We start from the raw sequence: 20,494 nt of genomic DNA, 5'->3' as shown, positions 1-20,494 counted from the left end.
GCCATTAGGGCGTTTCAATTTGCGCGGCGATACAATCGACCTCAATCAAGCTCCGGGAGTGCAAATGGCCGCATGTGATGATGGATCGGGCTGGCCGGTGCGCGCCGAAGAATTCGCGGCACACCTGGTTGACGGGATCCCAATAACTCCGGTCGGTGATGTAAACGGTGAGTTTCAGCACGTGGGAACGGTCCGAAAACGCAGCCTGCAAAACTGCCTCCAATCTCTCCAGGCACAAGCCGGCTTGGGCGGCAACATCGGCCGAGCAAGGAACGCCATCAATGAGCGGCAATTGCCCGGAAACATAAACTATCCCGCCGTGGACCACCGCGGGTGAATAGTGCCCCCGCGGTTCAGGGAACCCCGGCGGGTGGATCGGGTGGATCATCCGCGCAGTATGGCGTGAATCGGGCTGTGAATATTCCGAAAATCCAGGAACCGGGGAAGCAGTCAACTGAGTACAGGAAAGATTAAGCAAAAAATCTTGCTGGCATTGCCGTTGCCCACTATACTAATCTCCGTCTATGCAGAGGGAATTCGATGTCGCCATTATTGGAGGCGGGCCCGCCGGTTCAACCGCCGGTGCGCTTGTCAAAAAGTACGACAAGGCCGCCAAAGTCGCGATCTTTGAACGCGAGGTCTTTCCGCGTGACCACGTCGGGGAAAGCCAACTGCCCGCCATCGGCCCGATCCTGGAGGAGATGGGGGTTTGGGATAAGGTCGAAGCCGTCAACTTCCCGATTAAGATCGGGGCGACCTTCCGCTGGGGCAAAACGCGCGACCTGTGGGACTTCCAATTCATCGAAAAAGAACGGTTCGTCGAACAGCAACGCCCTTCCAAATACGAAGGCCAACGGCTCCTGACGGCCTTCCAAGTTGACCGGGCCATTTACGACAAAATCCTCCTCGACCACGCCGAAGAACTGGGGTGCGAAGTGTTCCAAGGTTGCGGCGTGGCCAAAGTCAATTTCGAAGGGGACTCGGTGGAAAGCCTCGAGCTTTCCGATGGCACCACCGCCAGAGCCGGGTGCATCATCGATTGCAGCGGCCACGTGGGCATCCTCCGCCGGACGCTCGGCATCGAAATCGAACAACCCACCAGCCTGCAAAACGTCGCCTTTTGGGATTACTGGCAAAACGCGGAATGGGCGACCGAAATCGGTGTCGGCGGCACCTTCGTCCAGGTGATGTCGCTCGGTTACGGATGGATCTGGTTCATCCCCCTGGGGCCCACCCGCACCAGCGTCGGGCTCATCATCCCCGCCAGCTATTACAAAAAAACCGGCCAACGCCCCGAAGACCTTTATGCCAAAGCCCTGAAGGAAGACGAGCGGATCGCCTATCTGATGCGAAATGCCAAAAGCGAGGGCAAATTCGCCACGACCAAAGATTGGTCATTTGTTTCCAAACGGCACGCCGGAGCCAACTGGTTCTTGGCCGGGGAGGCTGGCGGATTTGCCGACCCCATCCTCGCCGCCGGGCTCACTATCACCCACGTCTCGGCCAAAGAGGCGGCCTGTACGGCGATTGAACTGAGAAGGGGCCGATTCGATCCCGATTGGCTAAAACAGCAGTACGAAGCCCGACAGCACAAGCGTTTGAGGAACCACATCCGGTTCGCCGATTTTTGGTACACCTCCAACGGCCAATTCCAAGACCTCCAAGATTTCACATCGGTCTTGGCCAAAGAGTCCGGCCTGGACCTTGACCCCAAAGAGGCGTGGCGTTGGATTGCCCAAGGCGGGTTCATCGACGAAGACCTCCGTTTTGGGGCAGGGGTCTACACCCTGGAGACCGTCAAGAACTTTCGCCATTACCTCCGAGACTTAGAGGTGGACTCGGTTCTTGAACAGTATAATGTCGTCCACCTCAACCTAGACGGGGCCGAGAAGGTCAAGCGCGCCGTTTACGGGTACGGCGAAGTCCAGGAGGTTGAAGCCTACGAAAGGGATGGCAAGATCCTCCCGCTGACACACGTGATCCCGCCGATCTTTGCGATGCTCCAGGCCGACAGCACCTTGCAAGGCGTCATCAACAAAATGTTCGAAATGGTCCACCACTCCCCGTTTGATCAGGGCCAAAAAAACCTGCTTCTACAGACTTCGTTCACCGCGCTCGAATCGATGCTGCGGGACGGCTGGATCAAGGGTTCTTTCGATACCAGGTATCCGCGGATCAAAACAAACGATGTTGGCGGCGGGCTCGCCTGGAGCGACGAAACCACCTTGGGCTCGGCAAAGTAAATCGAGTAGTCCGGCAAGGCCGATTGAATTACCGGTTGCGCAAGATTGCCACTCCGGGGCGTGCCCCGGTCGGCTGACCCGATTTCAACACCATCCTCCCGCCGACAAAGACAAACGCCATCCCTTGGCTGAGCCGCTTGGGGTCGGCCGGAGTGGCCCTATCTTGGATCGTCGCCGGATCGAAGACGGCGATGTCGGCAATGGCGTTAGGCTTCAACTCCCCCCGGTCACGGAGCCCAAATGTCCGGGCCGTGAGGGATGTCATCTTCCGGATTGCCTCTTGGATCGTCAGGAGCCGTTTGCCCCGCACAAACTGGGCGAAGATCCGGGGAAAGGTGCCCGCGCCGCGCGGGTGGGATCCCCCGATGCTGCCGTCGGAGCAGAACATGATCCGGGGCGCCTTCACAAAAACTTCCAAATCTGATTCCTGCATCGCCGTCACAACAACCGATTGCGACCCTCTGCCGTCCCTGGTCCGTTCCAAGACTTCTTGGATGACCGAGATGGCATCTTTGCCGGTTGATTTGGAAATCTCGGCAATCGTCTTGCCCTCCCAGCTCCGGTCGGGAGAGAATTTGGACAGCCGGATGTTGCCCGGGCCGCCGACATCGGCCAAGGCTTTGACCCATATCCGCCGGTCGGCCCAATCACGGCTCGGCGAGAGCGCGGCAATGGTCGATTGCCAATAGGTGTAAGGATATACGTCCGCAGAAACGAGGTGATCTTGGGTGAAAGCGGCCGCTTCGTTTGCCCGGCCCCAAACGGACGCCGTCCCCAGCTTGATGTGGGAAATCTGCGACCGGATGCCCGCTGCCAAACCAATCGACCGCAACTCGGCAATGGCTTCGAATGTCCGGTCGCCTTCGTCGCGCATGTGGGAGATGTAAAGCCCCCCAAATGGCGCGACCTCCTTGGCCATGGCCACAAGTTCCTTGGTGTCGCTGTAGTAGCCAGGGTCATATTCCAAGCCAGAACTGAGCCCCAATGCCCCGTCTTTCATGTCTTGCTGCACCAGCTTTGTCATTTCGGCAATTTCGGCATTGGTGGCGGCCCGCTTATAATCATCGCCCATCACCTTGGCCCGGATCCCGCCATGGCCAGAAAATGCGGCAAAGTTGATCGCCGGCCGCAGGGCCTGCAGTTCAGCCAGAGATTCTTTGACCGGCTTATCCCAAATTCCGTCTTGGCCGACCACCGCGGTGGTGATCCCTTGCGTGACTTGGCTGACGGCCAAGGGGTCGTCCCCAATCCCGCGGTCGGCATGTGAATGGGCATCGATGAACCCCGGTGCCACAACCAGGCCGCGGGCCGGCACAACGAGGTCGTCCGGTGACGGCTCCAAATGGCGGGCAATGGCCACGATTCGTTGACCCTCTATCCGCAGATCCCCGACAAACCCCGGTGCCCCCGTCCCATCGATAATCGTCCCGCCCTGGATGAGGATCGACAGGGGGGCAAGGGCCGCAATGAGGGCAACCATGGTTCAATTATGGCTTGGGTGCGAAGTGCCGCATCACGGATTCGAAGACGGGCAGAACCTTTCCCCATCTGGCACTGTTCCCTTCGTCGGCCCGGTCCACCCAAAGCCATGCCGCAACACGGAAGGGGTCAAGATCCAAAGCGGCGCACAACCGCAAAATCCGACCCACCGTGAAGTTATACAAATCGGGATGGTCGGGGAGAGTTTCGATAGGATTCCTCAGGAAAGCGACACATTCATAGTTCGGGTCGCCAAAGAGCCCTTTCGGGTCGATGGGCCGATATGCGCCGATCCGGGGGTCGAACAAGATGTTCTCATGGTGGAGATCGCCATGAAGGAAAACTGGGTCGGGCGAGGTTTCTAACAGCCGCCGGCCAATGTCGGGCAGGTTGCTGTAAAAGGCGCCCAACCCAAGGCATCCCGTTGGGTCGAGCAGGGGCATCTTCTTGGCAAGGCCGATAAAAGGGGCCTCATCTGCCGGCGAAATCGTTTGTTTGGCCAAGTTTTGCCCACCAGGGATGAACTCCATGATTTGTGCCCCCGTCGCCTGATCATGGGCGTATATCTTGGGGCCACCTGCCATTTGCAACGTCACCGAAGCCAAGGCCCCGCTTGTGGCCTCTTCGCCCTGGAACGGCACTTTGAGGATTCTGCCGGCCCCCAACAAGATCCGCGAGCAATAACCGGGTTTCAATTCCCTATCAAACAAGAAATCATGTTCGGCAGCCCAATCCTGAACGCTTTCGGGCAAGCCGGGAGGCAACTTGCTCACTGTCCGCCCACCCTGACACGGCGGGCCCCAAACACCTCGACATCGACCCCGGGAGAGAACACCGCATGATCCCAATCTGGGCCAGTTACCAATCCGGTGGTCGCCAGGATCAAACCTTCGCGGGATTCCTCGACGGCGAGCGGCTGGATGCGGTACGGATCGTGGCATACCTGCCCGCTGATTAACCGACCACGGCGGAGGGCAAACAGGGTGTAGCGTTCGACAAGCCAAAACTCCAAGCTGTTCAACGGAGCAGGGCTCGGAGTGCCAGAAAGGCGGCACCGGATCCAATAGTCCGCTCCGGGGGCTCCCTGCCGCCCGCCTGAATAAATGAGCTGGCCTTCCGCCCCGCCAAGGGTGAGATAGGCATCCAAATAGTTCAGCCCGAACCAGCGGCGCGCGACTCGGACGCTCAGCCGGTCATCGCAATCCAATGAAAAGAACCAGACGCCTGGTCGCCCACCCTCATCACGGACGTACGTCCGGATGTTGGTTTCCAAAAATGCGCGGTGTGCCGGAAGTGGCGGGAAGCCTTCTAGCCGGACATCCCGCATGGAAAAGGCAACCAACCCGATATAGGCGGATCCATCAAATGTGTCGACCGACAATCCGTTTGGAAGCAGCGCTTGGATGTCTTGTGGATCGACTTTGCGGTGCAGGAACGCAAGGTCGCACCAGCTTTGCCTCATCAATGCGCGGCCTGTCGGACGGAGCCTTTGCCCCGCCAACAGCGAAAACGGGTCGGGATCCACTCTTTGCGGATTATCCCCTTTCAGCCCCCATTCGCGTTGGCCGGCGGGGGCACGGCAAGCCCCAGCGGCACGCGGCCGACGGCGATCACCCCAATCGGTTTGCCGCTGGCGATCTCTGAGTGGCAGTTTTGGCACTTGGGATTGTCAGAGTAGATCTTTTGCAATTCGACGACGACCTTCGGGTTTTCCGGCAAGCGGACGATGAGGGTGTCGTCCTTGGATGCCCAGAGCTTTGAGGCCGATGCCGGGGCCAAGTTCGGAAACTTCTCCACCCCAAGGCGATCCGGTTCCCGCCCGCTGGGGTTGATCTGGTCGATCGGAATGTAGCGGACTCTTTTGGCCACGCCATTCTCGCCAAACTGCCCGTACGAAACCAAAAGCACCATATGGTTCTCGGCCAACTGTTTGTATGCGGCATAGCCCTCGCCGCCGACCGTTTCGTCGATCAAAGCCCGGGTTCCGTGGAAAGTGGGGACGCGGCTGATGCCGAACACGCCGTCGGTGGGCAATTGGGCGATCCGCGATTGGGCGGCCATGATCAACTTGTGCGAGGCCGCATCTAGAGGATCCTTCGATACGGGCTTTGCTTGTTCCGGGGTGGTCGGGATCTCTGGGTGGATGACCGCAGACGGGCCAACCGTGCAACCGGCAAATGCTAACACCGCAAAGGAAGAAACGAGGAATGTCTGTGATGCCTTCATAGGGACTCCTGTGGTTTGAGTGTTGTTTCAATAGTCAAACGTTCAACCGTTGGCCGGGTTTTGGCGCAAACCGCCTGATTCCAAATGTATCATCCCCAATCGTGATCCCGGCCTTCCTCGCCTTTGCCACGATCGGGCAAGACCAACCCGAGCGGAAATCCAGCCTGACCGGCGACGTCCGAATCCACGAAATGATCCCGAGCTCTGTCCTTGGGGTTTCTCGGACGATCCGGGTTTGGTTGCCGCCACACTACGATGCCGGCAAACCGGGCGGATATCCCGTGGCCTATATGCTGGATGGCCAAAACGTCTTCGACGGAGCCACCAGCTTTATCCCCAACCAAGAGTGGCGCGCCGATGAAACCGCCCAAGCGATGGTTGAATCCGGTTTGATCCCGCCAATCGTGATCGTCGCCCTGGACAATGGCGGCCTAAAACGTGGCGATGAATATTTGCCCACCAGGGCCAAACTCAACGGTTCCGAAGTGGGTGGGGAAGCCAACAAATATGCGGACTACCTCGTTTCGGAAGTCAAACCGTTTATCGCCAAACAATACAATGTCTCTCGCGACCCAGGGCACACGGCCTTGGTCGGCTCAAGCTTTGGGGGCGTCGCGGCATTCCATATCGGCGCGACACGCCCGGCCGAATTCGGATTGGTTGGAGCGATGTCGCCGAGCTTTTGGTGGGACGACAAGGTTTTGGTCAAAAACGTCGGAGGATGGGAATCTGTCCCTCACCTGCGGATTTGGATGGACGCGGGGGATGAGGAAGGCCCGCTCATGGTTTTTCCAACCCGTGAGATGAGGGACGCCCTCGTTACCAAGGGGCTCAAATCGGGCCGCGACTTTGTTTATTACGAAGAACCCCGGGCCGCACACAATGAGGTGGCCTGGGCAAGACGGTTTGGCTTTTGCCTTCAATTCCTGTTCGGGACTAGGGCTGGGCGCGTTTGAGCTCGTCGATCAGGTTTTGCTGGATTTTTGTCAGGGTGAGGTCGGATCGCGTGCGTTCGATGACGGCCCTCAGGGCATCGCAAGTCCGCCTCAGGCCGCCCGTCAAGCCGTCTGGGAAATCGAACGTGGTCAGGTCGTCGTAGATCGCGTCCATCTGGCCCAAAAGGCGTTCGGCCTCATCCAAGTTTCCGGAACGCATTTGATCCAACACGAATCGGCGCATTTCGCTGGCGCACTCGCCCATGCCGTTGAGGTAACTGGTGGCATTGACGTTCAGATCTTCGTAGCTGGGCAGGGGTTCGCCGAGGGCAAGGGCAAGACAACCCGCCGCCTCGACGAGCTCCTTTTCGGCATCTTGAAGGTATCCCGCATATTCGATTTCCGGGTGCTGGGTCACCTGCTTGCGCGCTTCGGCCGCTTGGGCCCTAGCCTCGGCCAGCAAATTGGCCGCTTGGGCAAAGCTGTGCCGGTGGACGTTTTTGATGCATTTGCTGCAGGTTTGGATGAGCGAGCGAGAAGCTTTTAGCGCTTCTTCCCGGGCCGCATGCTTGGCCTCCATTTCGGACTTGAGCCTTGCCACCGATTGTTCCCAGGACATCACGCGCAGTCTACTTGCCCATCGCCGGCGGTGGCCAACCCCATTTCCAACGATTGCGTGATCTGCCTTGTTTTGTCTGGGCAAAACCTATACACTAAGTGTTGAGATGAGGAGCACCATCAATTTCCCAGCGCGGTCTTGTGGCGCGTTTTGCAAACCGGCAATGAGCCTCTTGGCTCTGGGCTGCCTATCGGTTTCCTCGCAAGCCTTTAGTGTGGCGCTGCACATGGACACGATCGCGGAATCGGCCCACGACGTCTATGATTCTGGAACATTGGACGGGGTGAGCTCGGTCAGCAAATCGTTGAGCACCAATGTCGGCAGTTCGCTGGCAACGGGGAATAACATGGTCTCGATCGGTTCGCTCCATGCCTCCATGCTGGGGACTGGTGGAAAAGCGGACAGCCTGGCCACCGGCCTTTTCCTGGATTCCGTCACTCCGCTGGGGGCGCCGACCTCAAACTTCATCTTTGTCCGGTGGACTTGGAACGTGACAGGGACGGCAACCGCCATCGGCACGGCGGCTAGGAACTTTTCGTTCTTCTCGTTCACGTCCAACAGCGAAGGCGGTTTCTTGGGCTCCAAGTTCACCATCACGATCGCCAACGGGAACGTCGTCTCGTTTGGATATGACGGCGGCATCATGACTTTTGACGTGGCCTACCGCTGGGGCCAGAACTACGACGTGTTTGGCCGGTTGGACGCCCAGGTGGGGAACACCCAGTCGTTTTCGACCGGTTCGGCAACTTTGGATTTCGGCAATTCCGCCCATGCCTATGCCCAGGTGCTAACGCCGGGCTACACATTGGGCTCCCAGAGCGGCCACGACTATTCGGCCGTGCCCGAGCCAGGGAGTTTGGCCTTGGCCGCCTTTGGACTTGCGGCATTGGTGCGGCGACGGCGACCCCGCTAGCGCAGCCGGATCAGCATCCCCCATTCCGGGGTTTCGTCGGGCGGGGGGCAGAGCCTTTCGCCCAAAATCTCTGCCCCTAAGGCCTGATAAAGCTTGTGGGCGTTGGCAAGCACCTTGTCCGACCAGATTTCCATAGCCTGGCAGTTGTTTTCCCGCGCATAGCCGATACACGTTTCGGCCAACCGGCGGCCGATTCCCCGCCCCCTTGCTTCTTTGTCCAGATAGAGCCGGACCAACTCGCAATCTGCTCCCGCAACGCGAATTTGCCCCCCGACTTCCTGGAGTTGACCCATTTTGCCGGGGTGGGTCGGGAAGATCTCGATTCCGATGCACCCCAGGATTTGGCCATCGGATTCGGCCACCCAAAAGGCGTTTGGGGCGGCATAGTGGGATTGGATCTCGAACAGGTCGCGGTTGTAACCTTCGGGCTCGAACCCAAAGCTGAACTCGCGATAAGCGTCCCGGACGACCCGTTGGATGGCAGGGTGGTCTTGAATCGCAGCGGGCCGGATCATGGTCATCGTCCCTGATATTAGACCCTGTCGGGATTGATTGGGGTATCCTTACGGGCTCGTGGATCGTTAGCTCAGTTGGCAGAGCAGCTGACTCTTAATCAGCGGGTCGTAGGTTCGAGCCCTACACGGTCCACCAAGATTTCACATCCAAGAACGCGGGGTTTGCCCGCCAAAAAGAAGAGCATTCCCACTATTTCCGATGGCCGCCCGGAAGGGATTCTACAAACCCCGCGGCTCCCCGTCTGCGAAATGCGGTTCCCGAACCGGCCAACCCGCCACATCCTCCTGGCATCAATTGCTGGACGTGAACGCGAACGCCGTTGCGCGATCCGACCCAATCCCGAGCCGGTAATACCGCACCCCCAGCCCAGAAGAAACCGGAACCGGGCTCGGCTGGGCGGACACCGTGGAGTTGAAGCCGATCATTTGCTGGCTGTTGTTGCCCCACGCATAGACCATGCCGCCCGCCGTGAGGGCGGTTGTGAACCCCAACCCGGCCGAAATCTCTTTGATGGAAGGAATTTGAACGACTTGCTGGGGAACCGCGCTCCCCGTTGCAGAAGCGGTGCCGTTGCCCAACTGGCCAAGCAGATTCGAACCCGAAATAAACACATTCCCTTTGCCAGTCAAATAAACGCAATGCCCAGCAGCAGTGTTGTTGGGGCTTGTCCCGGCCGAGATCATTTTCACGCTCGTTGCCCCGCTGGCCGCCGGATAGTCCTGATCCGCGCCCGCGGCCCCGTTGCCACATTGGCCCTCTTGGTTGGCCCCCCAGGCCATTACCTGTCCGCTCGATAGCAAGGCATAGGCGGTGTGCCCAGCAATGTCGATGGCAATGGCCATGTTCATCACGTTGCCATTTGCCAGCTTTACCTGGGACCAACCCGAACCGGTCGGGTTGCCGGGGCCGTCGCCCTTTTCACCATGGGTGTCTCCACCCAAGGCCCAAACCGTCCCGTCGGATGACAACGCCAGAGTGGCTTCGGCCCCGGCTTTCACAGAGATCACGCCCATCGAATTGAGGGCAGGGGGCAGTGTCAGCTGGGTCAGGCTATGCACTGCAGGAGGGTTCGCCGGATTGGATCGCAAGGGGTCGAGCCCAAATCCATAAAGCTTCCCGTTTGAACGCAGGGCATAGGTCGTAGCCCCTTCGACGTCAGCATCGATCCACACACCTTGGCTTGTCTGGCCCGTTGCGTAGTTCCAGGTCGAGGAAGATTGAATATTGGGGCCGTTGCCAAGGGCTTGGTTGGCGTTCTCGCCGCCAACGGTGAACAGCATCCCGTTCGCGCCGATACCAACCGAGTGGAATTGGCCGCCCGCAATGTGTTTCAATTGCAACGGGAACGGTAGCGTCTGCAATTTGACCGGGGTTGCCGTGACCGTTGGGGTCGCCAACGCCTGAATGGTTCCGCCGGTGCCCGCTTGCCCTTCTTTGTTTCGGCCCCAGGCCTGCGGCCGGCCCGTCCCCTGGATCAGCAGGCCGGCGCCGCCACCAGAACCGGAAAGAACCCCGCTCGTCCGTGTCGGATGGGAGGTGAACTGCCAGGGGCTCGAAAAACCAGATGACCCGGTCGAAGCTGGAAGATACATTTTGTCCCCCCAAACGCGGATGGTGCCGTCGGCCAAAATCGCATACATTGTGTGGACAGAAGACCAAATATCCACCACGTTGGAAAGGCCGGGAATGGCTTTGGCCTTGGATTGGTAATACGGCTTGGGTGAGATGTTGGGGTCGGTCGAAAGAACCGCGTTTGTGCCGAGCAATCCGTTGGATGCTCCGGTGCCGTAGTGATCCAATCCCCAGGCGAACACTTGCCCGTCGGACATCAAGGCAAAGCAATTGGACTGGGTGGCCTCCACCTTTTTGACCTTGGCCAGCGTGCCGGTAGCCGAGGTCGTGATGTTGGCATCCCACCCCACTTTTGCCGTGCCCCCAATGGCACCGTTGTCATTGCGGCCGATGCAGGCGACATTGCCAGAAGACGCCAAGAGCACGATGTGGGTGAATCCCGCGGCGATGCCCTTGATGTTGACGATGTTGGCGTTGTTGGTATGGCGCAATTGCTGCGGGTATCCCGCCGGGCCGGAGACATTGAATCCCGTCGTGTTGCCCGCCAACCAGACCGTCCCATCGGTCTTGAGCATCACGAGAGTGCTGCCGGTCGAGGTGATGGCTTTGACATCCCGGAACGGCGCCCCGCTCGGATTCGCCATCAATGTCGTCACCCCGAACTTGCCACTCAGTGTCCCGTTGAACACGGCATTGCCGGTTTGGTTGGCGCAAAGGGCAACGGTGCCGTCAACCTTCAGCATATAAAACGTGCAAAGCGAATTGGTGGTCGTGTTCTTGGCCGACGAGGCAATGGCGATCACGTCGCTGACCGGGCTCGTGCCATTGGGCATCATCACGGGTTTCAGCGTGCCGCCGGTTCCCCCGAACCCGGATGGATATTGGTTGCCCAACATCCCGTCGTCAATCCCGCAACCAAAAACGTAGCCTCCCGAATCGAGGAGGTAGGTCGTGAACCCCGTCGGCCCGTTCGGGCGGCCCCCTTCGGTCGCGATCGGCTCAACCTTGTAACTGATTCCATTGAACGGGGCGGTCGCTGGCGGAAAAGCCACAAAACCATTGGAACTGCCCACCGGGGTTGGCAGCGCCCCCCACATATGCGAATTGGCCGGGAACTGGAGATACGGCGCCGTCCCGCCCATCCAGCCCGTTGTCGAAAGCGCCGCAGAAGGCATCGTCGAACCGGCAACGAGGAGGGCGAGGGCCGACTTCAACAGGGGCCGGATGTCGCGCTGACGGGAAATTCGCGCAGCGACATTGCAATCCGCGCCGGTCAGATGTTCCATTTGCGGATTATGTCGCAACACCTTGAAACATTAAAAGGTAGCCAAACAAAACTTACAAATAGGATGCCGCGGGGAACCGTGGCTTTCTGCGGGGGAGATCCCGGATCACCGCCAATTGCCAAACAACACGAACGGCGCCCAATAATAGGGGTGCGAATAGGCGGGCCGCCCCGATGGCCACTTTGGGAGTTCCGGCATCGGCTCTTCATTGCCCTCGCTCCTCTGCCCGCCGCCTTCAGAAACCCGCTCGCCGGTGGCCGGCGTGATCCGCCCTTCGATCATGTCAATCTGCGATTGCCGGATCAGTTGGGCCTTTGTTAGTTCTGGGTGCTCGTTGCGCAAGCGGTAAAAGCTGAGCATGAAGGCCGACGTGCTTTTGTCAAACACCTTCCACAAGGTCGCCAAAACAGAAGCGGCACCTTTTGATTCGGCAACCGAAGCAACCGTGTCGAAGGGGATGCCATCGGCATCCGCCGCCCGATCCCGCTCCGGAACCGCCGTCTGACACGCCGACAAAACCAAAAGGTCGATGGTCGAAAACAGGCCGTCCCGCTTGTCCTTCAGGGCCGAAACCGTCAGGGTTTTGGATTGCCCCAGCAGCAGGAACGATTCATTGATCGACCCCCGCTTGAACTGAAAATGGGTGGCGATGTGTAAAACATTCGTGCCCGGCACAAGCGAGCCCGTCAATGAGCTTTCGTCGAACTGGGCATCCACGACTGGCGGATCCCCCGGAACCAACTGGTGGAAACCCGCCAGCTCGCCCTGAACCCCCGGCAAAGCAGAGAACGTCTCGTCGCCAACTCGGGAATCCAACGAGACCCCGAACGACGCCCCGCGCCAGGTTTTGCTCCCGGGCTCCGACAAACGGCCCGTGTCGCCATCCTTGTAGCACAGCAGGGAAAGCGGATGCTCTTCGACAAGGTAACGGCCAGTCGTCGGGTTGACCAGCGCGGCGACCGGGACTAACTGGATCTGGCCTTCCATCATCCACATCAGAGTGTCGATCCCGCCGGCTTTCAACTCGGCATCCATCGGGGCGACAAGCTGATCGTAGAGCACCTTGGCATAGGGGGTTGGATCCGCCTGGGGGAGCCGCAAGCACACACGGAAGTTGAGTACGGCCAAGTTGAACTCCTGGGCCGTGAGCGGCTGGGCCGGCCTTTTCACCACACTTCCGGAAGGCGTGGCAACGATCAAGCTGACCCCGTCTGCCGTCAAGAAGGGGTAGATGATGGCGGGGCGGCCAGGTAACCCGGCCAGTTTCTGGGCCTGCTTCTTGGAGCGCTCAATGGCTGCCAAGGCTTGGTCTTCGCCTAGTTTCAACTTTCCGAACTCGGCCATCGCCCCTCTTTGGAACTCATTGAAGGCCGAACTGGCTTGGTCGAGCAGTTGTTCCAACTCGGCAAGCCGTTTGCGTTGGCCTTCGGTCTTTTCGGCAACGGCCCTCAGGTCGGAATACTCCCGGGCAATGGCCAGAACCGGGGTTCCCAGGTCTTGGAACTTCTTCATCCAAGCGGATTCCTTTGGGGTCAGGCTGATCTTTTCGGAGGCGGAAGAGCGTTCTCCCGCCGCGCTCCCGAATTGCTCCGCTTTGAGGGCGTAGAGCACTTCTTCCGCTTCTGGCACCCGGTTCTGGTCACAAAGCCATCGGGCAACCTCGCGGAACCGCTCCGACATCTCGACGATGAAAACTGTTTGGGCCTTGGGGTCAATGCCTTTGGTCCCTTCCTTCATCTGCTGCAAAGAAGCCAATGCGGCCTTGCCGAAAAGGATTGCCGCCGCCTTTTCGCCGCCCATCCACAGACTGCGGCCGACCATGAGCCGGATCAGCGAGATGTTCGCCACATCGCCCGATCCTTCGACGATGGGGAGGGCTTGGGACAAAAGCCGGCGGGCTTCCTCGGTTCGCCCAGATTCCATGAGAGCCTGGGCCAGGTTGGTCTGACGCACGGCCCGGGATTCGGCACTGACCGGGTCGTCGTCCCTTCCCAAAGAACTCCGCAAAGCCTTGATTGCCTCATTAGTTCGGCCGAGACGGAGAAGGGCGTTGCCACGGCTGTGTTCGCACTTGAGCATCTCCAGCCGCATATCCCGCCCCTGAAAAAGCGTTGCTGCACGGTCCAGCGATTTGAGCGCTTCTTCCGTCCGTCCGCAATCCAACAGGATCGAGCCCTGGTTGAAAAGGGCCTCAGGGAGAAAAGCAACGGAATCCGGTGATTTGCCAGCATCTTCTTCGGCTTCAGCCGCTGCCGCCAGCCCAAGCGGAATCTGCGCCAGGGCCTTTGATTTTTGTCCGATCAGGGCGTACATCTGGCCCAAATGCATCAAGGCCAGGGAGCGCGGCCCGGCCACGGGGATTTGGACGCCGTTGCCCCCGGGATCGGACGGCATGAGCAAAGCGATGGAGGCCGAAAACGAGGCTTCCGCCCGGGTGTAATCGCCCTCGCTGGCTCCGGCCAATCCGGAGTAATCCAAAAGGATCCCGCGCCCCCGGCGGGCGTCCAACGAGTCGTTCCCGGCAAGCTCCCTAAGGCCAAAGGCAGTCACGGCATCCAGCCCGCGGTAATCGGATTGGCCATACAGGATTTTGCAGGTCTCAAGATAGACCGGGATAGGGTCGCCGGGGATCTCCCCGCTCTTTAACAAGTCGAGGGCAAGTTTGATGTCGCCGGTGCCGGCCGCGATATAGACCAACAGGCGGCGGCCGAAGTCCGGCAGCTTCCAATTCGCAAGCTCTGCTTTGGCCGCATCCCACATACGCATATCGACCAGGGCAGCCGCCGCCAAATAGCTGCATTCCCCTTTGCCCTTTTCAATGACTTCGGGGAACGGGTGGTCGGATTGGGCCAATTCGAAATCTTTGCGCGCGTCCCGGGCCAAATCCAAAACGTGTCCCGGAGGCGATTCGCGGAACTCACCCCAAGCCAACAGGCGTTTGCACTCGGCCCGGTCTTGCTTCCAGAAATCTCCTGATTCCGAGCGCGAAAGCCCTTGCCGGGCAAACCGGCGGCAGTTGGGCCAGTCTTGCCGCATCAGGGAGTTCGTTGCCTTCACCCGGCTGGCCCCCACAAGGATCCGGTTGTCTTTGACCGACTGCGCCAGTAATTCGCAACGACCCAAAGTCGCCTGCCAACCGGGCTTGCTAGAATTGGACTCGGCCGCGGCCAGCCAAAGGAAGGACTCAGCCAGCGATCGGTTGTCCTTCAATGTTTCCCAGAGCCCGGCCGCCGCGCTGAGATCGGCGATGGCGGGCTGATCTTTCCCCGCCCGGTGCCAAACAACCCCTCGGCCCAGATAGGACCGGGCGGCCAGTTTGGGGTTGCTGCTGTTTGCAAGCAGCCGGATGGCCTCTCCAAACTCAAGGGCCGAGTCGCCAAGTTGGCCGGATTCCGCTAGAAGGCTGCCCCGCCAAAAGAAGGCAACCGATTGCGCCTCGGTGTCCTCGGATCGGGAAGCCTCGCGGATGACAGCGTCTAAATCGCGCAGGGCCGTCTGGGGGTTCTTCAACGCATCGGAGATCCTCCGCTCAAAGGGGTTGCCCGCACGGGCAAAACCAAGAACGATGGGTTCCGCCTGGTTGGGGGCAGAGGCCAAAACAACGAACAATAACGTAGCGGTACAAAGTGCCATCGGCAGCCTTCACAAGTCAAAGATATTATGCCGGTGTCGTGGGCCGGCACAGTTTGGACGAGCCGCCGTCTCGAAAGTTTTTTTTCAAAAAGCCCCCTGGGCAGAATTTCCAACGGTTCTCAGAGTGGTGTCGGGTGCACGGGAGAGGGTCACCCGGAAAGGAGAAACACAGAAACATGTACACAGAGAATCCTTATGGCGGCGGCGGCTTCGGCTGGGTCAACGACCGTGGCGGTTACACCGGCTACGGCTACGACAACAAGCTCTATCCCACTTGGGGATACCGCGAAGACTACAAGCCCTGGTAACGACATGGGCACCATCGGGGGGTTGGGAGCCACCCAGCCCCCCACCGACCACCACAGAATGCTATGCACAACTTTCGAATCGACGAACAACCCGACCTCGCACGGATCTATTTGCCAGCGGCCATGGGACGCAACGGCCAAATCCCCCTGTCCACGCCGGGCAGGTGAGCCTTCTACCCCCATGCCCCGCCCCGGTCCGGAACATCCGGCCGGGGCTTTCCGCTGTTTGAACAGGGCGGTTGAAGTTCCAAATCCGCAATCCACCCCCTGAGCCAGCAAGATCGCGGTTCATGACTTCTTGGCCGCACACGATTTCTGCGGCACAGGGACACCCATGAAAACATTAATCCATACAAAAGCAGCGGCCGCCGTTTTGGCAGTTTTGGCCGCCTCTTCGGCTCAGGCAAACTTTGCCCAAGTGGTCATCGACCGGATCCAAGACCCCTACGGGAAAATCCGCGGGATGCGCACCCTTGACGACTTGCTCTCGACCATCCAACCCGGCCAATTCCGCCGCTATAGCCGGCTCGGGCATTGGCCGCTTCCCAGGCACGAGAGCGACTACCGCACCGACGAGCTCGAAGCCGACACGGTCAGCTCCCTCGCCGCCCTGTCCCTCCCGGTCCGGGAAGCGGTTTCCCGGCAATTGGTCTCCACTTATCGGTTTGGTGCGGGGAGCGTTGAATTCAGCCGCGCCAACATGTCGCAAGGAGAGTTCCAGGGGGTCTTCAAAGTGGTCACGTCGAGCTTGGGGATCCGGGTCAGCGCCGGGGATGCCAACAACCTGACCGTCAAACTCAGCTGGGACGACGTTTCCGTCCAAGAATTCCAACCTGCCGGGATGAGGTATCTCGCCCAGGCGTTTCAACAAAGCCAACTCGATCCGTACTTACCCTTTGCCGGGCTCAGAAGGCACGAGAGCTGGATGGTGACCAAAACCGTCTCTGTGGTCGGCCTCCGGGTCGAAATCACCGCCAACCGCCCGCAATCCGGGTTCGATGTCACGGTCGCCGGGGTCGGCGGTGTGCATTCCAACAAGACTTCGGAGGGGCACTTCATTGTCACGGTCGTGCGTCCGGTCGTTGTGGCGAGCGATGCCCGTAACGCCCAAAGGGCCGACATCTATGCCTACGCGGGCCTCAAAATGCCCAAGCTCTAATCAAAGGTCACCCAAAGCCCCCGCCATCTCCGGCGGGGGCTTTTCTGTTGGTGGAGCCCCATCTCCCGGCGGACATTCGGATGTCCGCCGACTAGGGCTGGGGATCCCGGACGGATCTCACACAATAGGCTCTCGGTCGAATGGGGCCAGAGGCTCGAACCCTCGGTTTCTAGGGGAGTGTGCCGGCCTCGGCGACACCAGATTTCAGGAAATTCAATGCGCCCTGGATGTACTTGGCCTTCATCGGGAGTGAGACCGGCTATTCCACTCTGGCAGGGCTCGGGCTTGACGCAAGGGAGGCTCTTGACACCTCCTCGGCAACTTGCATCAGGTTTTCCTTCCCGGGAGGCCGCCTGAGCTTGTCCACGCAATGGGTTCCGCAACCAAAGGCCGATCCAGGGCCAGCCCATCCGACTCGATCGGTCCGGTCATCCCAGGTCGGTAAAAAACTTGGAAGTCTAATGCAAAAAAGGTGCCTTTGAGTTTCCTCAAAGGCACCTGGCGAGAGCGCGTCCGATTGGGGGGCTATTCCTTGATGTACGGGTCTTTGTCCGGGGCAAAGCAAAGCATCGCGAACTTGCCATGCTCGTCCCGGATTTGGCCCAAGACATCCATGAATGTATCGGCTTCATCCCGGCCCATCACATCTTCCAGATACCGCCCCATCGCGTATCCGATCTTTTGGTCAGTCCCAGCCGTCGCGTTCTGGGCATAGATGTAGGGCAAGTGGAAGCCCAGTTCGGCGTCGTCGTCCAACCAATCGTAGTCGTCGTCGCCCAGGGTCCACAGGGCCGCGGCGGAATAGGCCTTATCCACCAAGATCTGCACCATGTCGCGATATTTGCGAGTCATTTTGCCAAGAGCGATCCCGGCATAAAAATCCCCGCCCCCCGAGCTCATGACCAAGACGATGGTTTCATCGCCACGGAGGAGCTTCTCGTAGGTTTTCAGGTCGCTGTTGGCGACAGTGCCGGTGTATTGGATCCAGCGTTCGCCATCCGGGGTGTCCTCATTGGAAATGTCCTTAAAGGTCCCGGCAAAGGCGGCGGTGGCGGCCAATGCGGCAACGGCGAGCGTTGCGAAGCGTCGAATGCTGTGAGTAAAGTTGTCCATATCCTTGTCCTGCTCTTTGTGGCCCCTTTTCTTGCGGCCGACAACAGCAATGGAACCAAGGCCCCCACCACTCAGGGGAAGATTTAGAAAAATGTTGAACGCCCTAATTTTAAGTTCGGTTTTGCTGGCGGCACCTCGCCCAGAAGCCCCCCCCCACCACTACAGAATCCTTTTGATCGGGGCGGGGAAGTACCCACAGTTTCCCGGCCAGGATCTCAGCGCCGCAAAGGACGTGGAGAGGGTGCACGACTTTTTCCGGGAGAGGTTAGGAGTCCCCGAAGACGAGATCAAAGTCGTCAATGACAGTTCCAAGATGGATCGGGACTCAATATTGGGCGAAGTCCGGAATTGGCTGGTCGCTGGCGCCAAGCCCGGTAACGTCGTCGTGCTGTGGTGGGGTGGCCATGGCTTGGCGATCCCCACCGGAAGCGGGCCGGAGACCATCGGAGCCATCGTTCCGCCCAAACTCCGCAAGCTTGCCACGGGCGAGATCGATTCCGATTCTCTCATCCTGACCCGCGAGTTGAGGGTCGAATTCAGCCGGCTCCCAGCTGGTGTGACCGACGCCACAATCTTCCTCGATTGCTGCTATTCCGGGGCGGCCGACCGATCCGGCGGACGGACCCGCGAATTGGTCGCCAAAGTCACCAAACCAAACCCCGAGCGCCTCGCTCTGCCACCCTTGGGCGACCCGAAGGAATTCGTCTACGTCTCGGCAGGTAACCAATTCCAACCAGTTTCCGAAGTCCAAGATGAAGATGGGCAATCCATGGGGCCGCTCGCCTATTCGCTACTCAAACTCGGCCCCCGCATTTCCGCCGGAATCACCTACCGCGATTTCGAAACCCTCCTGAACGGCGTCGCCATGCAAACCCGGTCCACCCGCGAACCGGAGGTCCGGGGTGCCGTCGACCGGCCCCTTTTTGGCGGGCAAATCGCCGCGCAGAGTTGGAATTTTCCCGTCTTCTTCCCCAAGCAGGATCCGGCCCGGGCGGGGCAAGGCAAACTCTCCACCTACCGCAAAAGGTTCAAGGCTTTTTCGGCTGATGTCGAATACAACCCGGATTTGCCGTTCATCCCTGTCGGCCAATTGCAGGGGATCCGCCCCGGAATGCGGTTTTTGGTCACCGACGGCAAAGGTTACAAACAAGAGCTGGAGGCAGGGCTGTGCTTTGCCGACTTCACCCAACTCAAACCGTTGGGTAGTGAGGCCCCGCCCCCAACCCATGACGATCTTTCGGCCAGGGTCGTCGATTCCGTCGGAGCCCGGGTCGTCAAAATCGGCCCCGCCGACCTGGCCACCGCCCAGGCACTTGATTGGGACAACCAATCCAAGCTCGTGGGAAATCCCTTGATCGCCATCATCCCCCCTGGCAAACCCTCCGACTACCAATTCCGCTATGACACGAGTTCCGGCTACCTGGAGATCGTTTCAAAAAACGGGGCAACGGTCATGCTCAAACCGCTCAAAGATGTCCAGATGGCCACGGCAGACTTGATCCGGTGCGTCGCCCATGGCGACCTTGTCCGGAATCTCGACATGGCGGGGATCCCATCCTTCAACGTCGAAATCAAGTTGGTGCCGGTCACCACGAATTTCACCCCGAGTCAAAGGGATAAAGGCGAATTCCAAGGGAGCGCCATGAGGGCGACAGGCTTGCTGGCCGGGGAGGCGCTCAAGGGAAGGATTGGCCCGGATTCCGTTTTTTGTATTGCCGTGCGCGTGCGGGCGAATCCGGAAGCTGAAAAACTTGAAACCGACCACATCCCCGGCCAATTCTTTGCTAAGCACTCCCGCGTGTACATTTCAGCTCTTGCAGTTGACCAAGACCACAGCGTCAAAGCGGTCTTCCCATTCCGCGCGCCGACAGATGGCAGCGGAGAGTCGTATGCGGCGACCCCCATCCAGATCGAACGGGATCAATGGTCGGGCTGGACCTACCTGGGGTTGCGGGGGAGGCTCCTAACCGAGCAGCAGGCCCTTGCCGATCCGGCCGCACTCCGATTGGTCAACCCAAGCCCGGCCTTCGGCAAAGGGGGGACGGAATCCATCAAGGTCATCGCCAATGAAAAGGACTTCGACTTTTCCCGCCTGGTGAGTGCCGGTGTCCGGGGGGCCGATGGCTCTGCCGCCGAGGATCTGCTCAACCAGATCATGAACGGCGGCGAAGCGACCGCCGACCGGGGGCCTGCAGACCGCCTTCAAGATTGGGGTGTGGCCACCGCGACCTATTGGCTTCTAAGCCGCTAGGCGGCCCAGCCCCATTCCTTTGAGAAGCATGGCGAATTCGGGGGTCGCCCGGATTCGCCATGAGGCCGGCTGGTACGGATCCAAGCCGCAAAGGGCCGACTGCACGGCGTCGAGGAAGTCCAATGAGTGCTCGCGGGTGAATGCCCATTCTGGCCCGCATTGGATCAACTGGTCAAACGTCTCCAGCAGCTCCCGGCGACCGATTTCGATCACGACCGGTTCCATGGTTGCCGTCGCCACC

General features: G+C 59.6%; 16 protein-coding genes and 1 tRNA gene. 6 read left to right on the top strand and 11 right to left on the bottom strand.

Features of this window, described 5'->3' with window-relative positions:
- Positions 1-4: 4 nt before the first annotated feature.
- Entirely contained in the window at positions 5-388 is a 384-nt protein-coding gene (locus JNM28_13075; GenBank protein ID MBL8069373.1) for a RidA family protein, read from the bottom strand.
- Positions 389-524: 136 nt separating this feature from the next.
- On the opposite strand from JNM28_13075, the gene JNM28_13070 reads away from it, so the two are divergent.
- Positions 525-2,243: a tryptophan 7-halogenase gene (locus tag JNM28_13070; GenBank protein MBL8069372.1), complete on the top strand. Its 1,719-nt coding sequence runs from the start codon at positions 525-527 to the stop codon at positions 2,241-2,243.
- A 28-nt stretch (positions 2,244-2,271) separates the two neighbouring features.
- On the opposite strand, the gene JNM28_13065 is transcribed toward JNM28_13070, so the two are convergent.
- The 4 genes from JNM28_13065 to JNM28_13050 are packed head-to-tail and all read right to left on the bottom strand — an operon-like array spanning position 2,272 to position 5,948.
- Complete coding sequence (locus tag JNM28_13065) at positions 2,272-3,723, bottom strand: amidohydrolase family protein (GenBank protein MBL8069371.1); 1,452 nt, start codon at positions 3,721-3,723, stop codon at positions 2,272-2,274.
- A 7-nt stretch (positions 3,724-3,730) separates the two neighbouring features.
- Complete coding sequence (locus tag JNM28_13060) at positions 3,731-4,495, bottom strand: hypothetical protein (protein ID MBL8069370.1); 765 nt, start codon at positions 4,493-4,495, stop codon at positions 3,731-3,733.
- Positions 4,492-5,247, bottom strand: a complete 756-nt coding sequence (locus JNM28_13055; GenBank protein ID MBL8069369.1) for a DUF2071 domain-containing protein — start codon at positions 5,245-5,247, stop codon at positions 4,492-4,494. Before JNM28_13055 ends, JNM28_13060 begins: the two co-directional genes overlap by 4 nt.
- A 20-nt stretch (positions 5,248-5,267) precedes the next feature.
- Complete coding sequence (locus tag JNM28_13050; GenBank protein MBL8069368.1) at positions 5,268-5,948, bottom strand: hypothetical protein; 681 nt, start codon at positions 5,946-5,948, stop codon at positions 5,268-5,270.
- A 101-nt stretch (positions 5,949-6,049) separates the two neighbouring features.
- Here JNM28_13050 and JNM28_13045 point away from each other — a divergent pair, with 101 nt between their 5' ends.
- The gene (locus JNM28_13045; protein MBL8069367.1) at positions 6,050-6,904 is read left to right on the top strand and encodes an alpha/beta hydrolase; all 855 of its coding nucleotides are present in this window, start codon (positions 6,050-6,052) and stop codon (positions 6,902-6,904) included.
- On the opposite strand, the gene JNM28_13040 is transcribed toward JNM28_13045, so the two are convergent.
- The gene (locus JNM28_13040) at positions 6,885-7,502 is read right to left on the bottom strand and encodes a haloacid dehalogenase (protein ID MBL8069366.1); all 618 of its coding nucleotides are present in this window, start codon (positions 7,500-7,502) and stop codon (positions 6,885-6,887) included. The two genes, JNM28_13045 and JNM28_13040, sit on opposite strands and share 20 nt — an antisense overlap.
- A 163-nt stretch (positions 7,503-7,665) precedes the next feature.
- Between JNM28_13040 and JNM28_13035 the strand changes: the two genes are divergently transcribed.
- The gene (locus tag JNM28_13035; GenBank protein ID MBL8069365.1) at positions 7,666-8,415 is read left to right on the top strand and encodes a PEP-CTERM sorting domain-containing protein; all 750 of its coding nucleotides are present in this window, start codon (positions 7,666-7,668) and stop codon (positions 8,413-8,415) included.
- Here the strand turns inward: JNM28_13035 and JNM28_13030 are convergent.
- Entirely contained in the window at positions 8,412-8,936 is a 525-nt protein-coding gene (locus JNM28_13030; GenBank protein MBL8069364.1) for a GNAT family N-acetyltransferase, read from the bottom strand. The genes JNM28_13035 and JNM28_13030 overlap by 4 nt on opposite strands.
- 54 nt (positions 8,937-8,990) lie before the next feature.
- Between JNM28_13030 and JNM28_13025 the strand changes: the two genes are divergently transcribed.
- Positions 8,991-9,066 (top strand) — tRNA-Lys (locus JNM28_13025).
- A 155-nt stretch (positions 9,067-9,221) separates the two neighbouring features.
- Here JNM28_13025 and JNM28_13020 read toward each other — a convergent pair.
- Positions 9,222-11,789, bottom strand: coding sequence for a hypothetical protein (locus tag JNM28_13020; GenBank protein ID MBL8069363.1), 2,568 nt, complete (start codon positions 11,787-11,789; stop codon positions 9,222-9,224).
- Positions 11,790-11,894: 105 nt separating this feature from the next.
- A complete protein-coding gene (locus JNM28_13015; GenBank protein MBL8069362.1) occupies positions 11,895-15,422 on the bottom strand; it encodes a CHAT domain-containing protein in 3,528 nt (1,175 codons plus the stop codon).
- Between the two features lie 642 nt (positions 15,423-16,064).
- Between JNM28_13015 and JNM28_13010 the strand changes: the two genes are divergently transcribed.
- Entirely contained in the window at positions 16,065-16,889 is an 825-nt protein-coding gene (locus JNM28_13010) for a hypothetical protein (protein ID MBL8069361.1), read from the top strand.
- Between the two features lie 525 nt (positions 16,890-17,414).
- On the opposite strand, the gene JNM28_13005 is transcribed toward JNM28_13010, so the two are convergent.
- Positions 17,415-18,002 (bottom strand): hypothetical protein, encoded by a 588-nt coding sequence (locus tag JNM28_13005; GenBank protein MBL8069360.1) that lies wholly within the window; start codon positions 18,000-18,002, stop codon positions 17,415-17,417.
- 91 nt (positions 18,003-18,093) lie between these two features.
- On the opposite strand from JNM28_13005, the gene JNM28_13000 reads away from it, so the two are divergent.
- The gene (locus tag JNM28_13000) at positions 18,094-20,253 is read left to right on the top strand and encodes a caspase family protein (protein MBL8069359.1); all 2,160 of its coding nucleotides are present in this window, start codon (positions 18,094-18,096) and stop codon (positions 20,251-20,253) included.
- On the opposite strand, the gene JNM28_12995 is transcribed toward JNM28_13000, so the two are convergent.
- Positions 20,242-20,493 carry a hypothetical protein gene (locus JNM28_12995; protein ID MBL8069358.1) on the bottom strand — a complete coding sequence of 84 codons (252 nt, stop codon included), beginning with the start codon at positions 20,491-20,493 and terminating at the stop codon, positions 20,242-20,244. The genes JNM28_13000 and JNM28_12995 overlap by 12 nt on opposite strands.
- Between the last annotated feature and the right edge of the window lies 1 nt (position 20,494).

The organism is Armatimonadota bacterium, from assembly GCA_016789105.1.
GTDB lineage: Bacteria > Armatimonadota > Fimbriimonadia > Fimbriimonadales > Fimbriimonadaceae > UphvI-Ar2.
Note: the sequence above shows the minus strand (reverse complement) of the source record. Positions and strands in the feature narration are given on the sequence as shown.

Coding starts and splice junctions, on each gene's coding strand:
- JNM28_13075 (MBL8069373.1), bottom strand. CDS start 388: ATGATCCACCCGATCCACCCGCCGGGGTTCCCTGAACCGCGGGGGCAC.
- JNM28_13070 (MBL8069372.1), top strand. CDS start 525: ATGCAGAGGGAATTCGATGTCGCCATTATTGGAGGCGGGCCCGCCGGT.
- JNM28_13065 (MBL8069371.1), bottom strand. CDS start 3,723: ATGGTTGCCCTCATTGCGGCCCTTGCCCCCCTGTCGATCCTCATCCAG.
- JNM28_13050 (MBL8069368.1), bottom strand. CDS start 5,948: ATGAAGGCATCACAGACATTCCTCGTTTCTTCCTTTGCGGTGTTAGCA.
- JNM28_13040 (MBL8069366.1), bottom strand. CDS start 7,502: ATGTCCTGGGAACAATCGGTGGCAAGGCTCAAGTCCGAAATGGAGGCC.
- JNM28_13035 (MBL8069365.1), top strand. CDS start 7,666: ATGAGCCTCTTGGCTCTGGGCTGCCTATCGGTTTCCTCGCAAGCCTTT.
- JNM28_13030 (MBL8069364.1), bottom strand. CDS start 8,936: ATGACCATGATCCGGCCCGCTGCGATTCAAGACCACCCTGCCATCCAA.
- JNM28_13020 (MBL8069363.1), bottom strand. CDS start 11,789: ATGGAACATCTGACCGGCGCGGATTGCAATGTCGCTGCGCGAATTTCC.
- JNM28_13015 (MBL8069362.1), bottom strand. CDS start 15,422: ATGGCACTTTGTACCGCTACGTTATTGTTCGTTGTTTTGGCCTCTGCC.
- JNM28_13010 (MBL8069361.1), top strand. CDS start 16,065: ATGAAAACATTAATCCATACAAAAGCAGCGGCCGCCGTTTTGGCAGTT.
- JNM28_13005 (MBL8069360.1), bottom strand. CDS start 18,002: ATGGACAACTTTACTCACAGCATTCGACGCTTCGCAACGCTCGCCGTT.
- JNM28_13000 (MBL8069359.1), top strand. CDS start 18,094: ATGTTGAACGCCCTAATTTTAAGTTCGGTTTTGCTGGCGGCACCTCGC.